The organism is Marinilactibacillus sp. XAAS-LB27, assembly GCF_036039175.1.
Lineage (GTDB): Bacteria > Bacillota > Bacilli > Lactobacillales > Carnobacteriaceae_A > Marinilactibacillus.
In genome coordinates this window covers 161,945-183,313 of sequence record NZ_JAYXKP010000001.1, presented here as the reverse complement: position 1 = coordinate 183,313, position 21,369 = coordinate 161,945, and the positions used below count along the sequence as shown (strand labels likewise).

Below are 21,369 nucleotides of genomic sequence, written 5' to 3'. Positions count from 1 at the left end.
AATCAAAAAACGGACCCACACTCTAGAGATAGAATGTGGGTCCGTTTTATATTGTCTCGTTATCTTGTTCTGATATGTGCAATACTTTCCAGTACTGTATCGATTTCATCTAAAACATCTGTAGATAATTTTATTCCAGATGCCTTAACGTTTTCTTCAATTTGAGAAGGTCTACTTGCTCCAATGATGGCTGCAGAAACACCCGGTTTACGTAGGATCCAGGCTAATGAAAGTTGAACAAGACTTAAATCTAATTGATCAGCAATTGCATCTAATTTCTGAACAGCTTCCAAAGTTTCATCGTCCATATAACGATTTACAAAACTTCCGATTTCTTTGTTTGCCGCTCTAGAATCTTTTGGTATTTCAGCATTTGGTTTATATTTTCCAGTTAGAACGCCTTGAGCTAATGGAGAGAATACGATTTGACCCATTCCATAAGATTCCGAAACAGGTAAAACTTCAGATTCAATGTATCGTTGCAATAAATTATAGACCGGTTGATTGGAAATCATTTTGTGATGCCCTCTGTGGTCTATAATTCCCTGAGCCTTCTCAATTTGAGCTGCAGACCATTCGCTGACTCCCGTGTACAAGACTTTGCCTTGTTTCACTAAGTCATCTAATGCCATTAGGGTTTCTTCCAATGGCACTGTTGGGTCGAATCGGTGACATTGATATAAATCTACATAATCCATTCCTAGACGTTGAAGACTCTTATCACATTGTTCGATGATATGTTTTCTAGAAAGGCCCCTATCATTTGGTCCATCTCCCATAGGGAAGTAAACTTTGGTCGCTACAACAACTTGATCTCTTTGATAGTCTTTTAATACTTTACCAAGCACTTTTTCAGCTTGCCCTTGTTCATAAACGTTTGCTGTATCGAAGAAGTTAATGCCTTTTTCATAAGCTAGTCGAATACAGTCTTCTGCAGTAGTATCTTCTACTGTCTTTCCGTATGTAAGCCAACTACCTAGTGCAATTTCTGAAACTTTAAGTCCACTATTACCTAACTGTCTATACTCCATGATATCGCCTCCATAGTAAGTTCTTTCTATATTTTCGCAGAGTTGACAATCAAAAGCAACTGATAATAGAAATATGTACACGGTTTCGTGAACAAGTTTAAACCTTGTGTACAGACGTGTTCCTTCTTGTAAACTATTTATAAAAACCCTTACAATATACTTATAAAAGAATAAAGGAGGAAGTTATTATGTCTAAAGATTTTTGGCAACGCCTTGGTAAAGCACTTATGACCCCCATCTCTTTAATTGCCGCTGCAGGTATTTTTTTAGGGATTAGTTCCGTCCTTCAAAATCCCGACATTGTGGGAGACACCTTCGTGTCCTTCACAATTGTACAACACGTTATCGGAATCGTACGTGCACTTGCAGGAGCGATTTTTGGTAATTTACCAATTTTATTCGCTGTCGCAATATCCTTCGGGTTAGCGAAAAAAGAAAAAACGACAGCAGCTTTTTCAGGTGTCATTGGATTTATACTTTTCCATATAACCATACAATATCTCTTAAGCATAAATGACATAACTGCAGCTACCTATTCAGTGGAAGCACTTATGGAATCTGGGTTATCTGAACTAGCGGCTACCCAAACTGCTTCGCAATATGAATCCGTATTAGGAATATTCACTCTAAGGATGAACGTATTCGGTGGTATAATAACTGGTTTACTTGTCTCATTCTTACACAATCGCTTCCATACTATAGACCTACCTATTGCGATAAGCTTTTTTGGAGGTAAACGATTTGTCCCTATCATAACGACGGTTGTAGTCCCTTTTCTTGCAATCTTGATGTATTTTATCTGGCCCTATTTTGGTGCAGCTATAGAAAGTGTCGGTAGTTTAATAGCGGACGCTGGATTATTCGGAACATTCCTATTTGGATTTTTAGAGAGACTTTTAGTGCCAACGGGTTTACATCATATATTAAATCAGATTGTACGGTTTACGCCCATTGGTGGAATTGCAGAAATAGATGGTCAGCAAGTGGTTGGTGCACTGAATATTTTTAATGCTTCACTTGCTCAAGATTCACCAGATCTTACAGTTATGTCAGAAGCTACAAGATTCTTAGCTCAAGGTAAAATCCCCTTCATGGTATTTGGATTACCCGCTGCAGCTTTTGCTATGGTGCAAGCTGCATTAAAAGAGAAAAAACATGAAGTTAAAGGATTAATGTCAGCATCAGGATTAGCGAGTTTTACGACTGGAATTACTGAACCAATTGAATTTTCTTTTATTTTTGTTTCGCCAATACTCTATATTTTCCACTCGTTTATGGCAGGATTAAGCTTTATGCTAATGGATGCCTTTAATGTCGTCATTGGGAATGTTCAAGGTGGCGTGATCGACTTAACCGTATTCGGTATCCTACAAGGTACTCAAACAAATTGGTATTGGCCCGTTTTAGTTGGATTATTGTATGCCCCCATTTATTACTTTGTATTCAAACTAGTTATTGAGAAAAGAAATGTTCTTACTCCTGGTCGTGAAATTGAAGAAGATGTTGCTTTAAGCGAAGATACTAAGACGAGTCTATCTGACGATGAACTAGGTATGAACATTGTAGAAGCTCTAGGGGGTAGTCAAAATATTAAAAGTATCGATAACTGTTTCACTAGACTTCGCCTAGTATTAAGTGATACCTCATTAGTAGATGAAGCTAAACTCAAGAAAACTGGCGCAGCAGGAACGGTAAAAATTGATGAAACAAATTATCAAGTCATTTATGGACCAAAGGTAGAAAATATTGCACCCAAATTGAAAGGAGCAGCAAATTATCATGATGAATAAGAAAAGTAAAATTGTATTAGTAGGTGGAGGATCAACGTGGACTCCTGGAATTCTAAAAGCTATGACCACTCATTTAAGTACATTCCCTATTGAAAAAATCACATTGTATGACATTAATGCAGATCGTCAAAGTGTGATTGGAGAGTTTGCTAAGATTCTTTTCAAAGAAGAAGCACCTGATGTAAAAGTCACATACACTACAGATGCAAATGAAGCTTATAGTGATGTAGATTTTGTATTCTGTCAAATGAGAACTGGTGGATTCGAGATGCGTGAAAAAGACGAAAAAATCCCACTTAAACATGGCGTTATTGGTCAAGAAACTTGTGGACCAGGTGGTTTTGCTTATGGCCTCAGATCAATAGTAGATATGCAAAAAATGGTCAATAAAGTTAGAAGTATTTCTCCAGATGCTTGGATTCTAAATTATACGAACCCTGCAGCTATTGTTGCGCTAGCTTTGGACAAATTATTTCCTGAAGAAGATAAGATCTTAAATATTTGTGATCAACCAGTCAACTTATTAAGATCTTTCGCAAGTTTGATTGATTTTGATGCCAACAAATTTGAGCCTGTTTACTTCGGTTTAAACCACTATGGCTGGTTTAAACATCTCTATGATGAGAATGGCAAAGACCGTATGCCAGAAATTAAAGAAATTATACTCGATGGTGGTTTTAGACCAGTGGATGCAGAGCAAAGAGATCAATCATGGCTAGATACGTATGCAATGGTCGAAGATATGTTAAGAGATTTTCCGGATTATTTACCAAACACTTATCTTCAATACTATTTATACCCTGATTACAAATTATCCAAAATGGATCCACACCGTACTAGGACAGATGAAGTTAGAGAAGGTCGTGAAAAGAAAGTATTTGAAGAATGCAGACGAATTGTAAAAAATGGTACGGCTAGAGATTCTTCTGTAGTTCATAACGATGCTCATGGTGATATGATGGTTGAAGTTGCCGCTTCTATTGCCCATAATTTAAGAAAAACCTATGTAGTGATGGTCCGTAACAACGGAATCGTAGCTAACCTTCCAGACGATAGTATGATTGAAGTTGCTGCATCTTTAGGCGCTAACGGTCCCCAACCATATGCAGTTGGTAAAATTGATACTTTTTACAAAGGTTTGATAGAATCTCAACACGCTTATGAAAAACTAACGGTTGAAGCTTTTATGGAAAATTCCTATACAAAAGCATTACAAGCATTGACAATGAATAGAACTGTTGTAGATGCTAAAAAAGCTCGTCTTTTACTAGATGATCTTATTCTAGCAAATCAAAAATACTGGCCAGAATTAAACTAACCTAAATGAGTTCAAGACCTCTACCTTACATTGAAAAGTAAAGTAGAGGTCTCTCTTTTATATTGAATATCGGTCTACATAATCCTTGAATAATCTATTCAGTAAATAGTGCATGCCAAATCGATCCGCTGCGTCTAAGCCCTCAATTTTGATTTCAGTACTATACACATATAGCTGTAAGTCGGTTATTTTAGAAAGTTCATTAGTTGAAAAACCTGTCAAACTAATTGTTTTTGCACCGGCTATATTGGCACGGCTCGTGGCCGAGAACACATTAGATTTTTCTGAACCACTTAAACTAAGTGCAATTCCTAAGTCTTTGTCTGACATTTGTTTTGCATTATGCTTCATAAGATGAGGATCAATAAAGGTTTGACTCCTCTTTCCTAATATTTTAAGTCGTTCACTAAACTCTTCTGCTGGAAACCTAGATAATCCAACTGCAAAGAACAAAATTTGATCTGCCTCATTTATAGCCTGCAACACGTGTTCCATAATCTCATCATTTAGAAATTGCTTTGTTTTTACAATCTTACTATCTAAATCGGTCATTTCTAAAACAGATCGTTCTTCTACTAACGTGTCTTTTAAGGAATTTTTGAAATGAACATAACCCTGAAATCCAAGCTTTTGACACATTCGTACAATTGTATTGGGAACAGTGTAAAACTGTTGAGCAACTTCCCGTATCGTCCATTTTTCAACTTGCTTTTTTTCTTTTATTAAGTACGTCAAAATCTTTTCTTCCGTCTGATTTAACTGGTTACGATTTTCTTCTAGAAATTTATAAAAGGACAATTAAAAGACTCCTTTGATATCATTATAACGAGATTTTTAGTACAATAGTCTTTTCTAATCTATCTAATTCCAGTTTGAATAAAAATAAATATACATCTTTTATCTAACAATTATATCATGTTAAACTAAATAGATAAAAGTAGAATTGAGGCAATGATTATGATAACAATCGGACTGACTGGTTGGAGCGATCACCCACTGATCACTTTGGATCAATCAAAAAAACTGGAAAACTACTCTAGTCATTTTCCAGTTGTAGAATTAGATACTAGTTTTTACGCCATTCCTCCTGAAAAAAATATCAAAAGTTGGATTGAGAAAACACCAGCTGCATTTACTTTCATTCCAAAGGCTTATAAAGCTATGACGATGCATAAGGAATGGATTGAAGAGTTTACAAGTATTGAATCCATGTTCAAAGTTTATAAACAAACCTTTTCTCCCATGGTTGAAGCAGGAAAAGTTAAAGCGTTTCTTTTTCAGTTCCCGCCATACTTTGATTGTACCAAACAAAATGTCCAATATCTCAGACTCGTTCGAAAACTAATGGGGGATTGGCCTTTAGCTATAGAATTTAGAAGTCAAAGCTGGTTCAGCGAAAATAATCAATCTAAAACCATTCAATTTTTGAAAGAGTTAAAGTTGATTAATGTTATTGTTGATCAGCCTCAAACACCCAATAATAGTGTCCCAACAGTTTCCGTGTCAACTAACCCTTCATTATCCATATATCGCCTTCACGGTCGTAATTACGAAGGTTGGTTAGGAGAAAACATACAGGACTGGCGTGCTGAAAGAACATTATATGAATATAAAGAAAAAGAATTAGAATCTTTTGCAGAAACGGCTAGAACGTTAGAAAAGGATTCAAGTGAAGTATGTATCATCTTTAATAACAACTCAGGTGGTCATGCGGCCCCTAATGCGAAAACCTTACAGAAGCTACTGGGATTAGATTTTGAAAATCTTTCCCCTCGTCAACTGGATCTATTTTAAAAAGCACAATCGATTAATAATTAATCGATCGTGCTTTTTTTATTGTGCTTTTAAATTCCAGAAAGCTTGCCAGATGCTTCTTTTACCCGAAATCCAGTCTAAAATTGAATAAAGAAAGATACCGATAAATGATCCAGTAGAATCAATGAGAACATCTGAAACTAGTGCCGTTCTTCCAGGAACAAAACTTTGATGAAATTCATCTGTCGATGCATAAACCGCGCAAATAACGAGTGCAATTAAAACAGCTTTGATTCCCTTAACATCTGAAGTCGATAGTGCATTTTTCACTAATATTCCAAGGAACATGTAGATAAAGAAATGAGCATTTTTTCTGATGAAATTATGCAAGGTATAATAATTCATACCTCTTATTTCATTAATACCTAGTCTTGGTCTAACAATCGTCAAAAGAAAATAGATAGTTGCACTACAAAATACGATAAATAAAATAAAGATCAGTACTTTGCCCCACAAAGGTGTACTTCTTCTTTTTAACCAAATGAGAAATAAATTGAAAAACAGTAAAAAGCCTACTGCTGCAACAACTCTCCAATGGTTGACAACTTTACTTCCGACTTCCATGGCACCAAAACTTAATTGCGCTGATTCACTTGCAGGCTGAGAAGAAAACCAGAAAATGATCGCCATCCAGACTAATACCGTTAGCCAAGCAAAAAATAAAGGGTATTTTGATTTTGACGCTCTCTTCATAGACTTTCCTTCTTTCTTTTTCTAACGAATCTTTTCTTCTAATAACTATTCATTCTAAAGACTAGTCCTTAAATTTTCTTAAACAATCTGTCCTTTTTCCATAATCTTTTCTCCATCTAACCAAACAGTTGGACTTTGTACAACGCAGTCAATATGAACTCCTGCTTCTGTTTGACCACCGAAAGGTTTGTTGCTTCCAAAGGCAATATGAATGGTTCCGAAAACTTTCTCGTCTTCAAGAACTACACCCGTTATACGAGCAGTTGGATTAGTACCAATACCAAACTCCGCTATTATTCTTCCTTTGTCTTCTCCTAAGAGGTTCAATAATGCAGCACCTTGCTCTCCAGTAGCTTCCGTTAATCTCCCTTTTACAAGCGTTAACTTTATGGGCTTTTCTACTTTACCTAACTGAGCTATTGAACCATCCACTATTAATGAGCCATTTGCAGAATCTTCGATTGGAGCAATGTAAGCTTCCCCAGAAGGGATGTTCCCTGCTTCTCCCTTATTCCAAAAGATACCTGTACTCGGAACGCCTTTTCTGCCAGAAATCTTAAATTCAAGAACTTCTCCGTCTTTTTCAATTTTGACTTCTGAACCTGTTTCTAGCTTTTCTGTGAACTGAGCTGTAAGATTTTTGATAGTATCTGGATCAGCTTCTATCGCACCTTTTTCTAACATATCTAATGTAATCCCAGGCATCGTCCCAATTCTTGTGCCAATAGCTGCCGCATCTTTTTTAGCATGAGTATGCGTCAAGCTTGCTGAAGTCACGCATAAAGCAACATCTGCATGCTTCAGTGCCTCAGCAATTGCTTTGGGTGGTTCTTCTCCACTTTTATAAGTTGCTGGAAACTGGGTAAGCACCGCTTCGTTTCCATTGAGTTTAGCCGCTTCATAGAAGAAGTGAGCAATTTCACTCATCTTATCGTCTGTTACGATTAAAACTGTTTCTTCTTTTTGTAAATTGAAATTATTATCAAATACTTTTTGTGCATTTTCCAAATATTGACTCATGTTCAACCATCCCTCGTTTAATCAGTATTTTTTCATTCTATCACATATCGTTTGTTCTTGCTTTTTTTAAGGTGTAGACTGTACCTATTAATGAGTAGAAAGGAAGTTAAATTTGACAGAGCAAATGACTGCATATGGATTCGAACAATCTAAAGATCACAATGGTTCGATTCAATTTGAAAAAAGAGAGATTGATAAGCCGAAACCTATTGATAGACAAATATTAGTAGAAGTTAAAGCCGTAGCGTTGAATCCTACAGATGTCATGACTTGGAAAATGAAGAAATCAGATGATACGAGTTTCACCGTTTTAGGACGTGATGTTTCTGGTACTATAGTCGAGGTTGGAGATGATGTTACACTATTCAAAGTTGGAGATGACGTCTTTTATCCTGGAACCAGTAATGTTCAAGGTGCTCAAGCTGATTACCACTTAATTGATGAAAGAATGGTTGCTATGAAACCGAACAATTTAGACTTTGCAGAGGCAGCGGCACTCCCTCTTACCGCGCTAACAGCTTATGAAACCTTTTATGATCAACTTAACCTTCCTAAAAACAGTACGGAATCACCCACCCTTTTAATTATTGGAGCTGCTGGAGGTGTGGGGTCAATCGCTACCCAAATTGCTTTAAACGATGGAATTGATGTCATTGGAACAGCTTCTCGGGATGAATCCAGAGATCATTTGAAATCTCTTGGCGTGAATAAAATCATCGATCACAAAAAACCTTACGAACCGCAACTGAAAGAATTTGGTATCGAATCTGTAGATTATATCTTTTTAGCAGCTAACGCTGACGATAATATTAAGGAAGTTAGTAAGATTGTCAGCGCTAGAGGTCATGTTTGTTCTATTCTTCCATTAAGTGAACCTCTCCCGATGGCCTTCTTTTCTAAAAGTGTTTCGTTCAATTATGAGTTGATGTATACGAGATCTGTTTATAAAACAGAGGACTGGATACAACAGCATCATTATCTTGATGAATTGAGAAAAGAAGTTGAAGCAGGAAACGTGCACTCAACGATTAACCACAGATTTGAAGAAATAACTGAACAGACATTGAGCGAAGCTTATGACCAACTGATGACTGGTCATACTAGTGGGAAAATTGTCCTTGAACATACTGTATAAACGAAAAACGAGTTGACTCTTTCTCAGAGTCACTCGTTTTTATTTACGTTCATTTAAGGGAATCGATAGCTTAAATTGTAAAATTTCTCCTTCGATTGCGGCTTCAAGTGTATACCCTAATGATTCAGCAATTTTCTTAGCGATAGATAAACCTAGACCTGTAGAACTAGATGTTCTTGGTTTGTCCCCTTTGTAGGTTCTGTCAAAAAGTTTGTTTACGTCAAGAGCATCTGTTTTTTCTACTTTGTTTTCAATATAAATCATCAAACTATCCTTTGATAATTCATTATAAACACAAAACCGTTCCGTTCCATGAGAAAAGGCATTTTTAATGAGGTTTCCTAAAAGTCTATTGAATTCCAATACACTTGTTTCAATACTAATTGTCTCTTCCATTAGTTGAACGGATACCGTACTGAAAGATTGTGATAATTCTTGATGATATAGCGCCAGTTGTTCTTGTAGCAAAAGGATTGGATAAGCTTGTTCCATTTCAAAAGAAAGATCTTTAGATTCAAGTAGACTTAATCGATAGAATTCTTCTACCAACTCACTTAAGACTTTTGTTCTTTCTTCAACTATTTTTAAATATTTGATTTCTTTTTCACTTTCAGCAGATGCTTGAAGAATTTGAACATATCCTAGCATCGATGTAAGAGGTGTTCTAAAGTCGTGTGAAATCGAAGAAATCATCTCTTTATTTTGATTATCAATCGTATTGAATTCAATTTGAATTTGTTTATGCCGTTTGATTAAATCGTTAATTTCTTCAATCAATAAATCTTGAGAAACAGAAGAATGATGTTTTCTCAATTCAGCTAAAGCATCTCCTTGTTTAATCCATTTCAGTTGGTTTGTGATACGCTGATTAAATTTTTTGTTTTGGTAAAATTTAATCATGAATAGTGCATTTAGAATTAAACTGAGCAGCACAATGAAGACCATAAAACACCTCCTACTTCCCTATTTATGAATGAATAACCTACTTGCCTTCTTTGATTTCAATTCGACTCAGAATCAAAATCCCAACAATACTTGCAACGACAATGTATAGTACCGTTACACCCCAAGTGACTAAAGGCTCTGCATTTGATGACATTTCAGGTAAAAATCCAGCTATGACGGACTGGTTGGTATGGTTTATATAGTAAGATAAAGTTAGTTTTCTTAAAAATTCTAGTTTATCTGTTGCTAGACTAATTAAATCTAATGCAGTTAAACTAATATTTGAGATTAGAACTCCAAAAGTAATTAAAGACACTGTAGTATTTTGACTGATAAAAGAAACCATATTTGCTACCGCTGCATAACCGATCATCCCTAAAAATATCGTTACTCCCACTACTGCAAGGTTGCTTAAGTTTCCGGTATCAAACTGTGCACCTGTACTTAGTGTTAGGAAAAAGAATAGCGCAAAGAATACAATGGCACCTATAAGGAAAGTTGTAAATAGATAGATTACAAAAGTGATGAATTTACCGATCACAAACTCGGTTTTAGATAATCCACTACTGAAGATATTTTGGTGTGAGCTCGAAGATATATCGTTTATATATACAGTAGAGTACGCTTGTAAACCAAAAAATAAAGGAAAGGCTTGAGATAATAGAAATACTCCCAGTTCTATATAAGCGTTAGAAATTCCTTCGCTCTCTGGAGAACTCGTCTGTAGTAGGATAACCGCTACAACAAAAAGAGAAAATAAGATACCATAAAAGGCGTAATTCGATTTTTTATGCGCTAGTCTATATAAATCTGCCTGAATAAAATTAAACATGTTGTTCTCCTCCTTTAGCGAGCAAGTTCAGATAATAATCTTGAATAGAAATTTCTTGTGAGATTAGCTTATAGAGTTTCAGTTCATTTTTGACAATTAATTGAGCAATTTCATCCACTCTATCTGTCATTTTCGAGATCACAATTTCTTGTCCGCTATTCACAGTGTAATCAATATTGTCAAAATGTTGTTCCAGAAGATAAGCTGTTTTTTCAACGTCATTAGTTCTGACTACCACTTTTTCTTCTGTTTTATTGCGTATGGTTTCTCTATCCAATTCTTCAATTAGTACGCCATCATGAATAAAGCCAAATCGAGTAGCCATCAGTTCCAATTCTCCTAAAATATGCGAAGAGATCAAAAAAGTGATTTTTTGCTCTTTGTTCAACTTTTGAACAATTTTTCTAAAGTCCGCTATCCCTTGTGGATCTAGTCCATTGATTGGCTCATCAAGAACAATAATATCTGGTGACCCCATCAATGCATTCGCGATACTTACACGCTGCTTCATACCCATTGAAAACGCCTTGAACTTTTTATTGACTTGATCCATTTCCACTAATTTAAGTACCCGGTCAACTTCCGAAGCGTCGCTGATCCCTTTCAATTTTCGGTAGTATTCTAAATTTTCTCTAGCTGTTAAGTAAGGGAAAAAGTTTGCACCCATCATAAATCCCATACGCTGGCGGGCATCATTCAACTCCGCACTCGAGCGCTCTCCAAACAATAAAATTTCACCTGAATACTCCGGTGCCAAACCCATTAGTGTTTTAAAAAACGTAGATTTACCGGCACCGTTTTTACCTATTAACCCGTAAATTTCTCCTTGTCTTACATGAATCGAAACATCATTTAAAGCTAATTGTTTTTTGTAACGTTTTGTTAACCCAATAGTTTCAATCAGATTTTCCAATTTGAACACTCCTTTTTGTCTTTCTTACAAAACCAATATTAAAGCAGAAAGGTTTCAATAATCTGAAGTAAACCTTACAAAAGTCTTAATTCTACTATTCACTATCCTTAAGTTTAAAGCCGACTCCCCAAACCGTTTCAATAAGATCTTCACCACTGTGCTCGGATAACTTTTTTCTCAATCTTGATATATGTACAGAGATCGTATTATCGTCACCAAAATAGGCTTCTTTCCAAACAGTTTCGAAAAGATTCGCCTTAGTGAATACTTTTCTAGGATGTTCTACGAAGCATTTAAGTAATTCATATTCTTTTTGAGTAAGAGATACAACTGACTCTGATACTTTAACTTCTCTCGTCGTTTCGTCCATCTCTAAAGATCCGACTTTATGGATAGAATTACTATCCCGGTCATTTTGATGATCTCTCAATTGAGCTTTTACTCTAGAAAGAACTTCTACCGTATTAATTGGTTTAGCTATGTAATCATTCGCACCTATTTCTAGTACATTTGCTAGAACATTCATTTCTGCTTTTGCAGTAATCACTATAATCGGCACACTAGATTGTTCACGAAAGTGCGAAATGAATTCTTCTCCTGTTATACCAGGTAGCATCAAATCTAACAAAATTAAATCTAATTTTTCTGTTTCAATTATTCTCAATGCTTCAGAACCAGCGAAAGCCTGGATCACTTCATACTGTTCACTTAACAAATCCGCTAGTAGTTCGTTAATTGTGTTATCATCTTCGACAATCATAATTTTATTCATTTGAACGCTCATCTCCAGTCAATGTATTGAGTACTCTTGATTTAGTTTACAGAAATATCCCCTAGTTTTCTAGCCCTCTTAACAGAGTCAGACTCTAGCTAATGTAAAAAAAGACTTTATAAGAGCACTCGCTCTTGTAAAGTCTTTGAAATGATATCACTATCTTTGCTTATTAAATTTGTGAAAATTTCTTTCAACTACTATTATGCTAATCAAAGCTGGCAAACTCATACTAAAAAATATGGCTAATGTTGGCCATAAAAATAATAGCCCAAATATTAAAGCAATTGCTAGGCTCAATCCTAGGTTACTCAGTATATATTTAAATATAAGATAGAAAGATAACAGCCATCTTTTTTCTGGTTTCATCTCAATCATAGTTTTCAAAGAAAGATAGTAGATTGAAAGTAATACGGCTAGCACGAATAAGACTGATATCGCTACAGTAAATAAATACATCCAGTCTGGAAGATCAGTTCTGTTTCTGATTATCATAAAATTAAATAGAAATAGTACGTAAATAACCACTAAATACCCATCCTGTTTGAAATTTCTCCACCCATTTTCTTTGAAATGAGAAAGAAACAATTTTATCGGATGCTTTTCTTTTGCCTTATACAATTTATTGACCACATAAAATAAACTTTCAGAAGCCGGTATAATGGTTACGACTGGAATACAAAAAAGTAACCATATCATATTCAAAAGCGATAAATTCGCAAACCATTCTGTGAAGCGCACAATAACCGAGGTCTGTTTAGGTAGGTTTTTTTCTATTGCCATAAGTTATCCTTTCGTGCCACCAGTAAGATCCATTCCTTCGATAAAGTATTTTTGAGCAAAGAAGAAGAGTAATATACTAGGTATTAAAACTAAAGTTGCTCCTGCCATTAAATAATTCCATTGAGTCGTTGACTGGTTAGAAAATGACTGAAGACCTATTTGGAGCGTGTACATCTCTTCTTTAGTAATATACAGCAAGGGTCCTAAGAAATCATTCCAGGCTCCATTAAAGGACATAATCCCAACCGTAATGAGTGCCGGTTTCGTTAATGGCACCATTAAACGGCTCCATATATATAGGTGGTTAGCCCCATCGATTTGTGCCGCTTCAATTAATTCATTGTTGATAGACATATAAAACTGTCTCAATAAAAAGATATTAAAGGCACTACCAAAAAATGCAGGAACAATGAGTGGTAAATACGTTCCTACCCAATTGATTCTCGTGAAAAGAATATATTGAGGAATCATTGTAACAAATCCTGGAACCATCATTGTAGCGAGCACAAGTGCAAATAAGATCTTTTTACCTGGAAAATCTATTTTAGCAAATCCGTAAGCTATAAATGAATTGGAAAAAACATTTCCGAGTACAACGAATGCAGTTATGAACAAAGTATTACCCATATATTTAAAAAACGGGAATGCCTGAATCGTATCCATATAGTTTTGCCACACAAATGTTTCTGGAAGAATTGTTGGTGGAAATCTAACAATCTCTGCCATAGGTTTCAACGAAGTACTTAACATCCAAACTAATGGCGCAAGTAAGACAAGACTAACAACTACCAGCAATAGATAGATGAGTATTTTCCCAGTTCGTTCTTGTCTCTTTTTACTTTTAAAATATTTTGACTGAGCTTTTGATGCACTCGAAGCATCGTCTTCCACGTATTTTGTTTCAGAAGATTCTATCATAGCCTCTCCTCACTCTCTAATTATTCAGTTATTTTGATTTATTTAGTAATGTACCCATCTAGGAGCCAGTTTCAAATTGATAAATGTTAATACAATAACGATTGCAAATAACACAAGTGACATCGCCATCGCATACCCCATATCAAAAGCAACAAAGGCTTTATTCCACATATGAAGGTTGTAAAAAAGAAGCGAATTGGCTGGTCCGCCTGTACCATTCTCTGTCATTACATAGGCTTCTTGGAATATTTGAAAAGCACCAATGGTTGATGTAATCACATCATAAAAAATAATAGGTGTAATCAGTGGTAAGGTGATGTGTCTTAACTTTCTAAAAGGTCCAGCTCCGTCAACTTCAGCTGATTCATACAACTGATTGGGTACGTTTTGCAGAGTAGCCAAATACAGAAGCATTGCTCCGCCGACACTCCACAAACGCATAAGAATCAATGCAGGTTTTGTCCAATTTGGATCAAACAACCATGAAGGTCCGGCAATACCTACCCAAGATAATACTGTGTTTATCAGACCACTTGAGGGAGAAAGTAGCTGCATCCATAAGACGTATACGGCAACCCCCGATAGAATAGCTGGTAGATAAAAAATCGTTCTGAAAATTGTAATTCCTCTGATATTTCGATTCAATAGTACAGCAAGAAAAACCCCGCCCGCTGTCGTTAATGGAACATTTAATATAACATAGAATACAGTATTATAAAGGGAGGTCAGGAATAACTGGTCATTCGTAAACATTCTTCTAAAATTGTCAAATCCAATGAAATCCATTCTAGATGTAATATTATAGTTTGTAAAACTACCGATAAAAGAAAAAACCATCGGTAAGAACATAAAGCCGATAAAGCCAATAATAAATGGAGAAACAAACAATAATCCCCACAAAGCTTCATTTCTTTTGCGTTTATTCCACTTAGGCTTATGAGTTTTTTTCTGGTTGTTAGTAGCATGCATTGCTTTCATTTATACACCGCCTTAAAAAATAGTGAGAAGGGAAATGATCTGCCCCTTCTCACTTACTATTGACCATTTATAATGAACGACTATTCAGTTCTTCAATTACTGAGCAAGATTCTCAACGGATTCTTGTGCATCATCCAGAGCTTCTTGAGCTGTTTTCTGACCTAGAAAGGCTGCATCGATTTCTGTATTTACAAGAGATGAAAAGTCCGGTGCATTAAGCGGTACCGGAGTGATCGTAGTCACTTCTAAATTGGAATCGGCAAGTTCGTAGATCATCTGACCCATTTCATCAAGATCTGGATGTTCTTTTAAGTTTTCATTGGCTTCAGCATTCGCCATAATGTCAAAACTGTTCATTCCAAACTCTTCTTGTACTTCTGTTGAAGAAAGATACTTCATGAAGTCATAAGACTCTTCAGGATGGTCCGTATTAGCTGGAACTTCTAAAACAAATCCACCGCCCCATGACCAGTTTCCACTACCTTCTTCTTTTTCAGGTAAAGGCGCTACACCGAATTCAAAATCGTCTGGAGCATTTTCCACTAAGTTGGTGTAATAGTTAATATTTTGTCCTCGCATAGATACTAAACCGGAAATGAAGGGATCAGATACACCTGAACCGAATTCCGCTTCATATTGATTGATGGTATCTCTACCATAATAATCTTGCCACTCAAGCATCCATTCTAGTGCTTCTACCTTTTCAGGAGTATTGATCGCAACTTCTCCGCTGTTATCAAACCAAGCATTCCCTCCATCTGCATTTAGTGCCCAAACATCAGCCCCAATATTCCAGCGTGGATAAAATCCGATTTGTTCCCAGCTATCTCCACTTCCTTGATCTAATACTCTAGCCATTTCTTCCAGTTCGTCCCAAGTTGCTGGTGGTGTTTCTGGATCTAGCCCTGCTTCTTCAAAAGCGGTTTTATTGTAAAACAATACTTGTGTATCTGTGTTAAATGGTAATGCATAGGCTTCATCTTCATAAAGCACTGTGTCCCATAGCTGCGGATAAAAGTCTCCTGAAATATCATCTGCATCTAAGTATTCCTGTATATTTGTTGCTTGATTTGCTTCTGCTCTTTGTTTAACACTATTAATATCTTGAACAATCACATCTGGTGCATTACCCCCGGCAATAGCTGCTAAAGACTTAGTCCAGATATCTCCCCAAGGCTGATAGACATGTTCAACTGTGACTGCATCTTGAGACGCATTATAATCTTCAATGATGGCTTCAATCGTTTCTCTTCTAGCTCCAGATCCCCAGAAAGACCAAAATTCCAGTGTTGTTCTGCCGTCATTCCCATCAGAAGCAGACTCACTACTTGAATTATCGTCTCCGTTACCACATGCAGCTAAAAGTAAAACTGTACTACCTAATAGTAAACTATGTTTGATTAATTGATTTGAGCGTTTAGATTTCAATCGAAATCCCCCTTAAAATAATTAATATGAAAGAGTTTTAGGTAATCCACTGATCCACAAACCATTTCTACTTTAAACAATAAATGATGGCATTAGAAGAAGCAAATATAAAGACTTCTCAGTGCTAAAATAATCAAAGGGAGGTGACTATTGTTATCGTATAAGCAACCTCACCAATATAAAAAATATTAATTTTATAACTATATTAATATTTAAATTTCGTTATTCACCTAAAAATCACTATTACTTATCGGTAGAAGCACCAATATAAGAATACGCTTAAATTACTTTAATACAAAAAAATACTAAAGGTATAATCCAGATTGGACTATACCTTTAGTATTGGGTCATTTATCAATCTTCAATATCAAATATAGATTCAATCGTACTTTGTAATATTCCGCCTATTGGAAAAATAATCCAAGACCATGCCCATGAACCTGAGAAATAACTTAATGAAAAGTAAACGACCAATAAGATTGGCCAGTAAACATTCTCTAGTATATTGGTTATTTTAGTGTTTCGCTTGTACTTTTCACGTGCTTCATAGACTTCCTCAACGGATTTACCTTTATTTAATAAATTTTGATATCCTGTCCAAATCATTCCAGTATAGATAAACAACAAGACACCGACTCCAGCTATCACGAACATCGCCCCGATACCAATGACTATAAATTCATCTATGGACGATAAAGCTGTAAACAAAACTGGGATTAGAGATAATATACATAAAGCTACTCCGATTACTATGCTAAATATGAAAGATTTTTTATAAGCATCCATCATCTCTTGAATCCTTATTTTAGCTTCAGGTACAAGGATGAAAGGAAGCTCATACTCTTTATAGTTCGTCAATCGGTAACCTTGGATAATAAATAGTGAGATACCAACGACTGCAAGTAGGAACATCCATATTAAGCCTAGAATAATACCGTAGGATTCTAATGAGAATAATCCGAATAGACCAAGAAAACCACCAAGGGCAATACAACAAGCAAGAACACCTAATCCGATACCTAAGCCCGCTTTTCTTCGACCTTCTATATACTCATAAGCATCTTCAGTCTCTACTACCATTACATCATCTAAATCATTATTTGATTTTTGATGCTTATTAACGCCCATCTCATCAAGCACTTCTTCAATATTACCAAACTCCACAATGACTGTTCCAATCGCTTCGTTCTCAGAGGCTCCTTCTTCTTTTAATGCGATGTATCGGTCCTCCATATTTGCTAGAATATCCACTTTCAATTGCTCAGTCTCCTGTGTTTTCACAACATGTTTAAACATTTTATCTACATACTCTTTTATTGTATTCATTATATTTCCCCTCCAAAAAATATGTCTACAACAGATTTTGTCAATTGCCATTCTTTTTGCTTTTCTAATAACAAGCCTTTTCCAGCCACCGTGATTTTATAATACGTTCGTTTCCTACCTTGCGTTTCTTTCCCAGGGTAAGATGTGATATATCCTTTAGCCTTTAAACGAGTAAAGGCTGAATAAAGCGTCGTTTCTTTCATTACATACTGACCATTTGTTATTTCCCTAATCTGTTTAGAGATCTCGTATCCGTAGGAATCGCCTTCATTTAAAATAGATAATATAAATGAATCATTATATCCTCTACTTACGTCACTACTGATCACTCATCCCACCCCTTTATGTAAAGCTGAACAGATAGTGATTACTGCATCTGTCGTTGTAATGATTATACCAAAGCTTCTAGATAATTACTACATCAGATGCAGTAAATATAAAAAAATCAGACTTTAGTCCTAGTAGACTGCAGTCTGATTGATTAATGAATCGTGTCTCTATTTTTGAAACCGATTATTCCTACTAAAGATAAAGCTACAGAAACAAGGGTTAAATATAAAAGAACGGTTAAGTTGTATTCTCCATCTAATCTTTCTGGGATGTGGTAAAACGGGGAAAGTCCTTTTATCCATTCAGGCATATCAAATAAATTAGAGAAATAGAGTATAAAAAAGCAATAACCTAAAACTATCCATATTAAGGATAGTTTTTTTGGAAGCCATCCGAATAGACAGATAGCTACACTCAACATTACGGCCATAGCTGGCAAATAAACAAGACCACTTTCAAAAATTTCTCTAAAACTGAGAATATTCTGACTTAAACTAGCCGTAACACCAAACGCAGCAATTTGTACTCCTTGAATCATTACCAAAGAAATCAAACTAACCTCTATAAAAGTCAGTAAAATCTGACTTCGGCTTTTCGTTCCAACAAGTAAATGCTGTAAGCGTCCATGTTTTTCTTCGGAAGACAATCTAACGATGACTTGAATAGATGGTATAACAGCTGCTATAGCCAATACGCCCATAATAATGGAAATAAACTGTGTGACAATGGATTGAGAAGCATCACTACTGATCACTTGCTCAATCAATTCATTACCAGCTAGCAGACTTTCCACGTCTCCCACAACCGAACCGTAAGTAATCCCAAGTAGAACCAACCCTATAGTCCAAGCGATTAAAGGTGTTTTCATCAATCGGAAAACAAAGCCTATCGGTTGTTTCAAAAAAGAAGACGCTAAGTGTTTACCCGTTTTATCTGGCAATAGTCCAGCACCTAAATCTCTTTTTGTCTGGAAATAAAAGGCAAGTCCCAAAACAACAAAGGTTACAAGTAAGACTATTCCTACAGGCCACCAGTAATTGGAGACAAACGGTTCTGATTTGTATAGCAAACCTAGTGGAGAAAGAACATTCAAATATTCCTGGCCGGTATCCCCGATGATTCTAATAATATAGGCAGCTCCTAACAGTGAAAAACAGGTCATCGTAGCACTTCTACTATTGCTGGATAATTGAGCTGCGAGTAAGGCGAGACTTCCGAAAAACAATCCGATTGCGCCATACATTGCTCCAGTAAGAAATGATCCGTTCAAATCCATACTCGAATCCCCCATCAATAAGAGGAGCAATCCAGTCAGTAGTGCTAATGATATGTTGTAACCTATTAACAGTAATGAAGCAGACGTCGAATGCGCGAGTCTTCCTATAGGAAATGATTGAATTAATTCCATCATACCGTGTTCTTCTTCAACTCTGGTATTTCTAATCATCATTAATATCGAAGCTACTGAAAAAAGTGACAATGTGAGGATAGTCATTGTATGTGAATACATTGCACCAATGGTATAGTTATCTCCTCCAATCAGTTTTCCGAAAAGGGCTTCCATAGCCGGATTAGACATTGCAACTGCCATAGCTGTGCGGTCAGTCGCAGAAGGATAAATGGTTACAAATGCAAAAACACCCACAAAAACAAACATCAAGCAGCCAAGCGCCCAAAGTAACAAACCTTTCCATTCTTTTTTTAAGACAAAGCGAGTTAACAATTCAAATCCGGTTATAGATTTCATGATTCCCTCGCCTCTCCAGTCGTTTCATAATGGCGCATGAATAGATCTTCTAACTTAGGCGGAACACTTTCCAGTGATTGAACGTCCATTCCTTGTAAGGCCTGGATCAATTGATCCATTTTATTGGAGTCTATTTGAAAAACGGCTTGGTTTCCTTTTTGGACAAAGTGGTGAATCCAACTAACATCACTGAAATGGTTCAAAGATTTTTGTGTTTGTAACCTGATTTCTGTTCTGGTAAGGTGTCTAAGATCATTAAGTGTTCTTGCTTCCACAATGCTTCCGTTACGGATAATCGCAATCGTATCACATAGTTGTTCAACTTCAGATAAGATATGGCTAGATAACAAAACGCTAGCCCCTCGCTTTTTAACGATTGCTACTTGTTGTTGAAAAACACGTTCTTGTAGTGGATCTAAACCAGAAGTGGGTTCATCCAATATGTATAGGTCTGCATCAGAAGCAAATGCAGCGATCAACGCCACTTTTTGACGATTTCCTTTAGAATAACTTCTACATTGCTTTGTAGGATCAAAATCAAATGCTTTGATTAAAGAGGCTTTCTTATCATGATCTACCTGTTGTCCTCTCATACTTAAGAAAAGGTCAATAACTTCTCCACCAGTTAGATTGGGCCAGAGATTGACATCTCCAGGAACATAAGCAACACGTTTGTGTATCTCCACAGAATCAGACCATACATCCTGATCAAATATACGCACTTTTCCACTATCTGCTTTTAATAGTCCTAAAAGTACTCGAATGGTTGTCGATTTGCCTGAACCATTTGGTCCAATAAAGCCTAAAACTTCCCCTTTTTCCATGCTAAAGTTAACTTCTTTTAAAGCCTCTGTTTTACCAAAAGATTTAGATAACCCCTGTACTGAAACTAAACTCATATAACTCACTCCCTGACTATGATTTATAGTATGTTCTTTTTAATAAATCGATATAATCATTGTATTCTTGATAGTAATACTTGATCTCTTCTTCTGAAAAGACAGTTGAATTTCCTAGGGAGTTTGCTTTCTGCTCCAGTTCTTTACGGTATCCTTCAAGTCCCCATTTGATTAAGTTCAGCACCTTTTCCCTTGGCAAATCTTCTCTAAATTTACTGAAGTCGATATTTTCAGTCAAAACCTTTTCCCATACTTTTTCTGATTCTTCACGTTTCTCCTGTATAACATCCGACCATTCCGTATCATCCGGAGTTAAAAGAAGTTTAGATAAGAAGCTCAATTCATTGGGATAAAGATTGCTTACTTTTTGTTTGAGATCAGTTATACTTTCTAAACGATCAAAATAATCTGTTTTATCGAAATTGATCTGCATTAAATATTCATCATAAGCAATGTTGAAAGAAGTCGTAATCAGATACTGATATAGTTTTTTCTTGTTTCCAAAATAATAAAACAAAGTCCCTTTGCCAATTCCAGCTTTAGCAGCTATTTTATTTGTAGAAGCCCTTTTAAAGCCATGTTCCTCAAACTCATTATAAGCCGCTTTAAGAATAGCAGACCTTTTTTCATCTGGTAATTTATTAAATGCTTCGTTCAATTCTTACTCACCTCGATCATCCTGTATAAAAACTGACC

At 35.9% G+C, this 21,369-nt stretch carries 21 protein-coding genes; 4 read left to right on the top strand and 17 right to left on the bottom strand.

The window, feature by feature from the left end; genetic code table 11:
* Positions 1–59: 59 nt before the first annotated feature.
* Positions 60–1,031, bottom strand: coding sequence for an aldo/keto reductase family protein (locus tag VXN63_RS00780; RefSeq protein WP_327756069.1), 972 nt, complete (start codon positions 1,029–1,031; stop codon positions 60–62).
* Positions 1,032–1,219: 188 nt separating this feature from the next.
* Between VXN63_RS00780 and VXN63_RS00775 the strand changes: the two genes are divergently transcribed.
* Positions 1,220–2,821: a PTS transporter subunit EIIC gene (locus VXN63_RS00775; protein ID WP_327756068.1), complete on the top strand. Its 1,602-nt coding sequence runs from the start codon at positions 1,220–1,222 to the stop codon at positions 2,819–2,821.
* Positions 2,811–4,139: a 6-phospho-alpha-glucosidase gene (locus VXN63_RS00770; RefSeq protein ID WP_327756067.1), complete on the top strand. Its 1,329-nt coding sequence runs from the start codon at positions 2,811–2,813 to the stop codon at positions 4,137–4,139. Before VXN63_RS00775 ends, VXN63_RS00770 begins: the two co-directional genes overlap by 11 nt.
* A gap of 57 nt (positions 4,140–4,196) precedes the next feature.
* Here VXN63_RS00770 and VXN63_RS00765 read toward each other — a convergent pair whose 3' ends face one another.
* Positions 4,197–4,937, bottom strand: a complete 741-nt coding sequence (locus tag VXN63_RS00765) for a MurR/RpiR family transcriptional regulator (protein ID WP_327756066.1) — start codon at positions 4,935–4,937, stop codon at positions 4,197–4,199.
* A gap of 153 nt (positions 4,938–5,090) precedes the next feature.
* Here VXN63_RS00765 and VXN63_RS00760 point away from each other — a divergent pair, with 153 nt between their 5' ends.
* On the top strand, positions 5,091–5,933 hold the full coding sequence (locus VXN63_RS00760) for a DUF72 domain-containing protein (protein WP_327756065.1): 843 nt from the start codon (positions 5,091–5,093) through the stop codon (positions 5,931–5,933).
* Positions 5,934–5,972: 39 nt separating this feature from the next.
* Here VXN63_RS00760 and VXN63_RS00755 read toward each other — a convergent pair whose 3' ends face one another.
* Together VXN63_RS00755 and VXN63_RS00750 are read right to left on the bottom strand one after the other, a co-directional pair.
* Positions 5,973–6,647: a VanZ family protein gene (locus VXN63_RS00755; RefSeq protein WP_327756064.1), complete on the bottom strand. Its 675-nt coding sequence runs from the start codon at positions 6,645–6,647 to the stop codon at positions 5,973–5,975.
* A gap of 78 nt (positions 6,648–6,725) precedes the next feature.
* Positions 6,726–7,667, bottom strand: a complete 942-nt coding sequence (locus VXN63_RS00750; RefSeq protein WP_327756063.1) for an aminopeptidase — start codon at positions 7,665–7,667, stop codon at positions 6,726–6,728.
* A gap of 112 nt (positions 7,668–7,779) precedes the next feature.
* On the opposite strand from VXN63_RS00750, the gene VXN63_RS00745 reads away from it, so the two are divergent.
* Positions 7,780–8,802 (top strand): zinc-binding alcohol dehydrogenase family protein, encoded by a 1,023-nt coding sequence (locus tag VXN63_RS00745; protein WP_327756062.1) that lies wholly within the window; start codon positions 7,780–7,782, stop codon positions 8,800–8,802.
* A 39-nt stretch (positions 8,803–8,841) separates the two neighbouring features.
* On the opposite strand, the gene VXN63_RS00740 is transcribed toward VXN63_RS00745, so the two are convergent.
* The 13 genes from VXN63_RS00740 to VXN63_RS00680 all read right to left on the bottom strand — a co-directional run bounded on the left by VXN63_RS00740 (position 8,842) and on the right by VXN63_RS00680 (position 21,331).
* Positions 8,842–9,747 carry a sensor histidine kinase gene (locus VXN63_RS00740; RefSeq protein ID WP_327756061.1) on the bottom strand — a complete coding sequence of 302 codons (906 nt, stop codon included), beginning with the start codon at positions 9,745–9,747 and terminating at the stop codon, positions 8,842–8,844.
* Positions 9,748–9,784: 37 nt separating this feature from the next.
* Positions 9,785–10,579, bottom strand: coding sequence for a hypothetical protein (locus VXN63_RS00735; RefSeq protein WP_327756060.1), 795 nt, complete (start codon positions 10,577–10,579; stop codon positions 9,785–9,787).
* Complete coding sequence (locus VXN63_RS00730; protein WP_327756059.1) at positions 10,572–11,492, bottom strand: ABC transporter ATP-binding protein; 921 nt, start codon at positions 11,490–11,492, stop codon at positions 10,572–10,574. The genes VXN63_RS00735 and VXN63_RS00730 overlap by 8 nt, the downstream gene beginning before the upstream one ends.
* Before the next feature lie 94 nt (positions 11,493–11,586).
* On the bottom strand, positions 11,587–12,264 hold the full coding sequence (locus VXN63_RS00725; RefSeq protein ID WP_327756058.1) for a response regulator transcription factor: 678 nt from the start codon (positions 12,262–12,264) through the stop codon (positions 11,587–11,589).
* 159 nt (positions 12,265–12,423) lie between these two features.
* Positions 12,424–13,047, bottom strand: a complete 624-nt coding sequence (locus tag VXN63_RS00720) for a YesL family protein (protein ID WP_327756057.1) — start codon at positions 13,045–13,047, stop codon at positions 12,424–12,426.
* 3 nt (positions 13,048–13,050) lie between these two features.
* Positions 13,051–13,797 carry a carbohydrate ABC transporter permease gene (locus VXN63_RS00715; protein ID WP_370632565.1) on the bottom strand — a complete coding sequence of 249 codons (747 nt, stop codon included), beginning with the start codon at positions 13,795–13,797 and terminating at the stop codon, positions 13,051–13,053.
* Between the two features lie 210 nt (positions 13,798–14,007).
* Positions 14,008–14,934, bottom strand: coding sequence for a carbohydrate ABC transporter permease (locus VXN63_RS00710; protein ID WP_327756615.1), 927 nt, complete (start codon positions 14,932–14,934; stop codon positions 14,008–14,010).
* 105 nt (positions 14,935–15,039) lie between these two features.
* Entirely contained in the window at positions 15,040–16,371 is a 1,332-nt protein-coding gene (locus tag VXN63_RS00705; protein WP_327756056.1) for an ABC transporter substrate-binding protein, read from the bottom strand.
* Between the two features lie 354 nt (positions 16,372–16,725).
* Positions 16,726–17,697, bottom strand: a complete 972-nt coding sequence (locus VXN63_RS00700) for a permease prefix domain 1-containing protein (RefSeq protein WP_327756055.1) — start codon at positions 17,695–17,697, stop codon at positions 16,726–16,728.
* On the bottom strand, positions 17,697–18,026 hold the full coding sequence (locus tag VXN63_RS00695; RefSeq protein WP_327756054.1) for a PadR family transcriptional regulator: 330 nt from the start codon (positions 18,024–18,026) through the stop codon (positions 17,697–17,699). Before VXN63_RS00695 ends, VXN63_RS00700 begins: the two co-directional genes overlap by 1 nt.
* 152 nt (positions 18,027–18,178) lie before the next feature.
* Positions 18,179–19,774 carry an ABC transporter permease gene (locus tag VXN63_RS00690; RefSeq protein WP_327756053.1) on the bottom strand — a complete coding sequence of 532 codons (1,596 nt, stop codon included), beginning with the start codon at positions 19,772–19,774 and terminating at the stop codon, positions 18,179–18,181.
* The gene (locus tag VXN63_RS00685) at positions 19,771–20,673 is read right to left on the bottom strand and encodes an ABC transporter ATP-binding protein (protein ID WP_327756052.1); all 903 of its coding nucleotides are present in this window, start codon (positions 20,671–20,673) and stop codon (positions 19,771–19,773) included. The genes VXN63_RS00690 and VXN63_RS00685 overlap by 4 nt, the downstream gene beginning before the upstream one ends.
* Positions 20,674–20,689: 16 nt before the next feature.
* Positions 20,690–21,331 (bottom strand): TetR/AcrR family transcriptional regulator, encoded by a 642-nt coding sequence (locus tag VXN63_RS00680; RefSeq protein WP_327756051.1) that lies wholly within the window; start codon positions 21,329–21,331, stop codon positions 20,690–20,692.
* Positions 21,332–21,369: the final 38 nt, after the last annotated feature.

Excerpts from the sequence above, each read along its gene's own strand:
- VXN63_RS00690 (WP_327756053.1), bottom strand. The coding sequence starts at position 19,774 with ATGAAATCTATAACCGGATTTGAATTGTTAACTCGCTTTGTCTTAAAA.
- VXN63_RS00710 (WP_327756615.1), bottom strand. The coding sequence starts at position 14,934 with ATGCATGCTACTAACAACCAGAAAAAAACTCATAAGCCTAAGTGGAAT.
- VXN63_RS00735 (WP_327756060.1), bottom strand. The coding sequence starts at position 10,579 with ATGTTTAATTTTATTCAGGCAGATTTATATAGACTAGCGCATAAAAAA.
- VXN63_RS00770 (WP_327756067.1), top strand. The coding sequence starts at position 2,811 with ATGATGAATAAGAAAAGTAAAATTGTATTAGTAGGTGGAGGATCAACG.
- VXN63_RS00755 (WP_327756064.1), bottom strand. The coding sequence starts at position 6,647 with ATGAAGAGAGCGTCAAAATCAAAATACCCTTTATTTTTTGCTTGGCTA.
- VXN63_RS00780 (WP_327756069.1), bottom strand. The coding sequence starts at position 1,031 with ATGGAGTATAGACAGTTAGGTAATAGTGGACTTAAAGTTTCAGAAATT.
- VXN63_RS00740 (WP_327756061.1), bottom strand. The coding sequence starts at position 9,747 with ATGGTCTTCATTGTGCTGCTCAGTTTAATTCTAAATGCACTATTCATG.
- VXN63_RS00720 (WP_327756057.1), bottom strand. The coding sequence starts at position 13,047 with ATGGCAATAGAAAAAAACCTACCTAAACAGACCTCGGTTATTGTGCGC.
- VXN63_RS00760 (WP_327756065.1), top strand. The coding sequence starts at position 5,091 with ATGATTATGATAACAATCGGACTGACTGGTTGGAGCGATCACCCACTG.
- VXN63_RS00700 (WP_327756055.1), bottom strand. The coding sequence starts at position 17,697 with ATGAATACAATAAAAGAGTATGTAGATAAAATGTTTAAACATGTTGTG.
- VXN63_RS00725 (WP_327756058.1), bottom strand. The coding sequence starts at position 12,264 with ATGAATAAAATTATGATTGTCGAAGATGATAACACAATTAACGAACTA.
- VXN63_RS00775 (WP_327756068.1), top strand. The coding sequence starts at position 1,220 with ATGTCTAAAGATTTTTGGCAACGCCTTGGTAAAGCACTTATGACCCCC.
- VXN63_RS00750 (WP_327756063.1), bottom strand. The coding sequence starts at position 7,667 with ATGAGTCAATATTTGGAAAATGCACAAAAAGTATTTGATAATAATTTC.
- VXN63_RS00685 (WP_327756052.1), bottom strand. The coding sequence starts at position 20,673 with ATGAGTTTAGTTTCAGTACAGGGGTTATCTAAATCTTTTGGTAAAACA.
- VXN63_RS00715 (WP_370632565.1), bottom strand. The coding sequence starts at position 13,797 with ATGTTAAGTACTTCGTTGAAACCTATGGCAGAGATTGTTAGATTTCCA.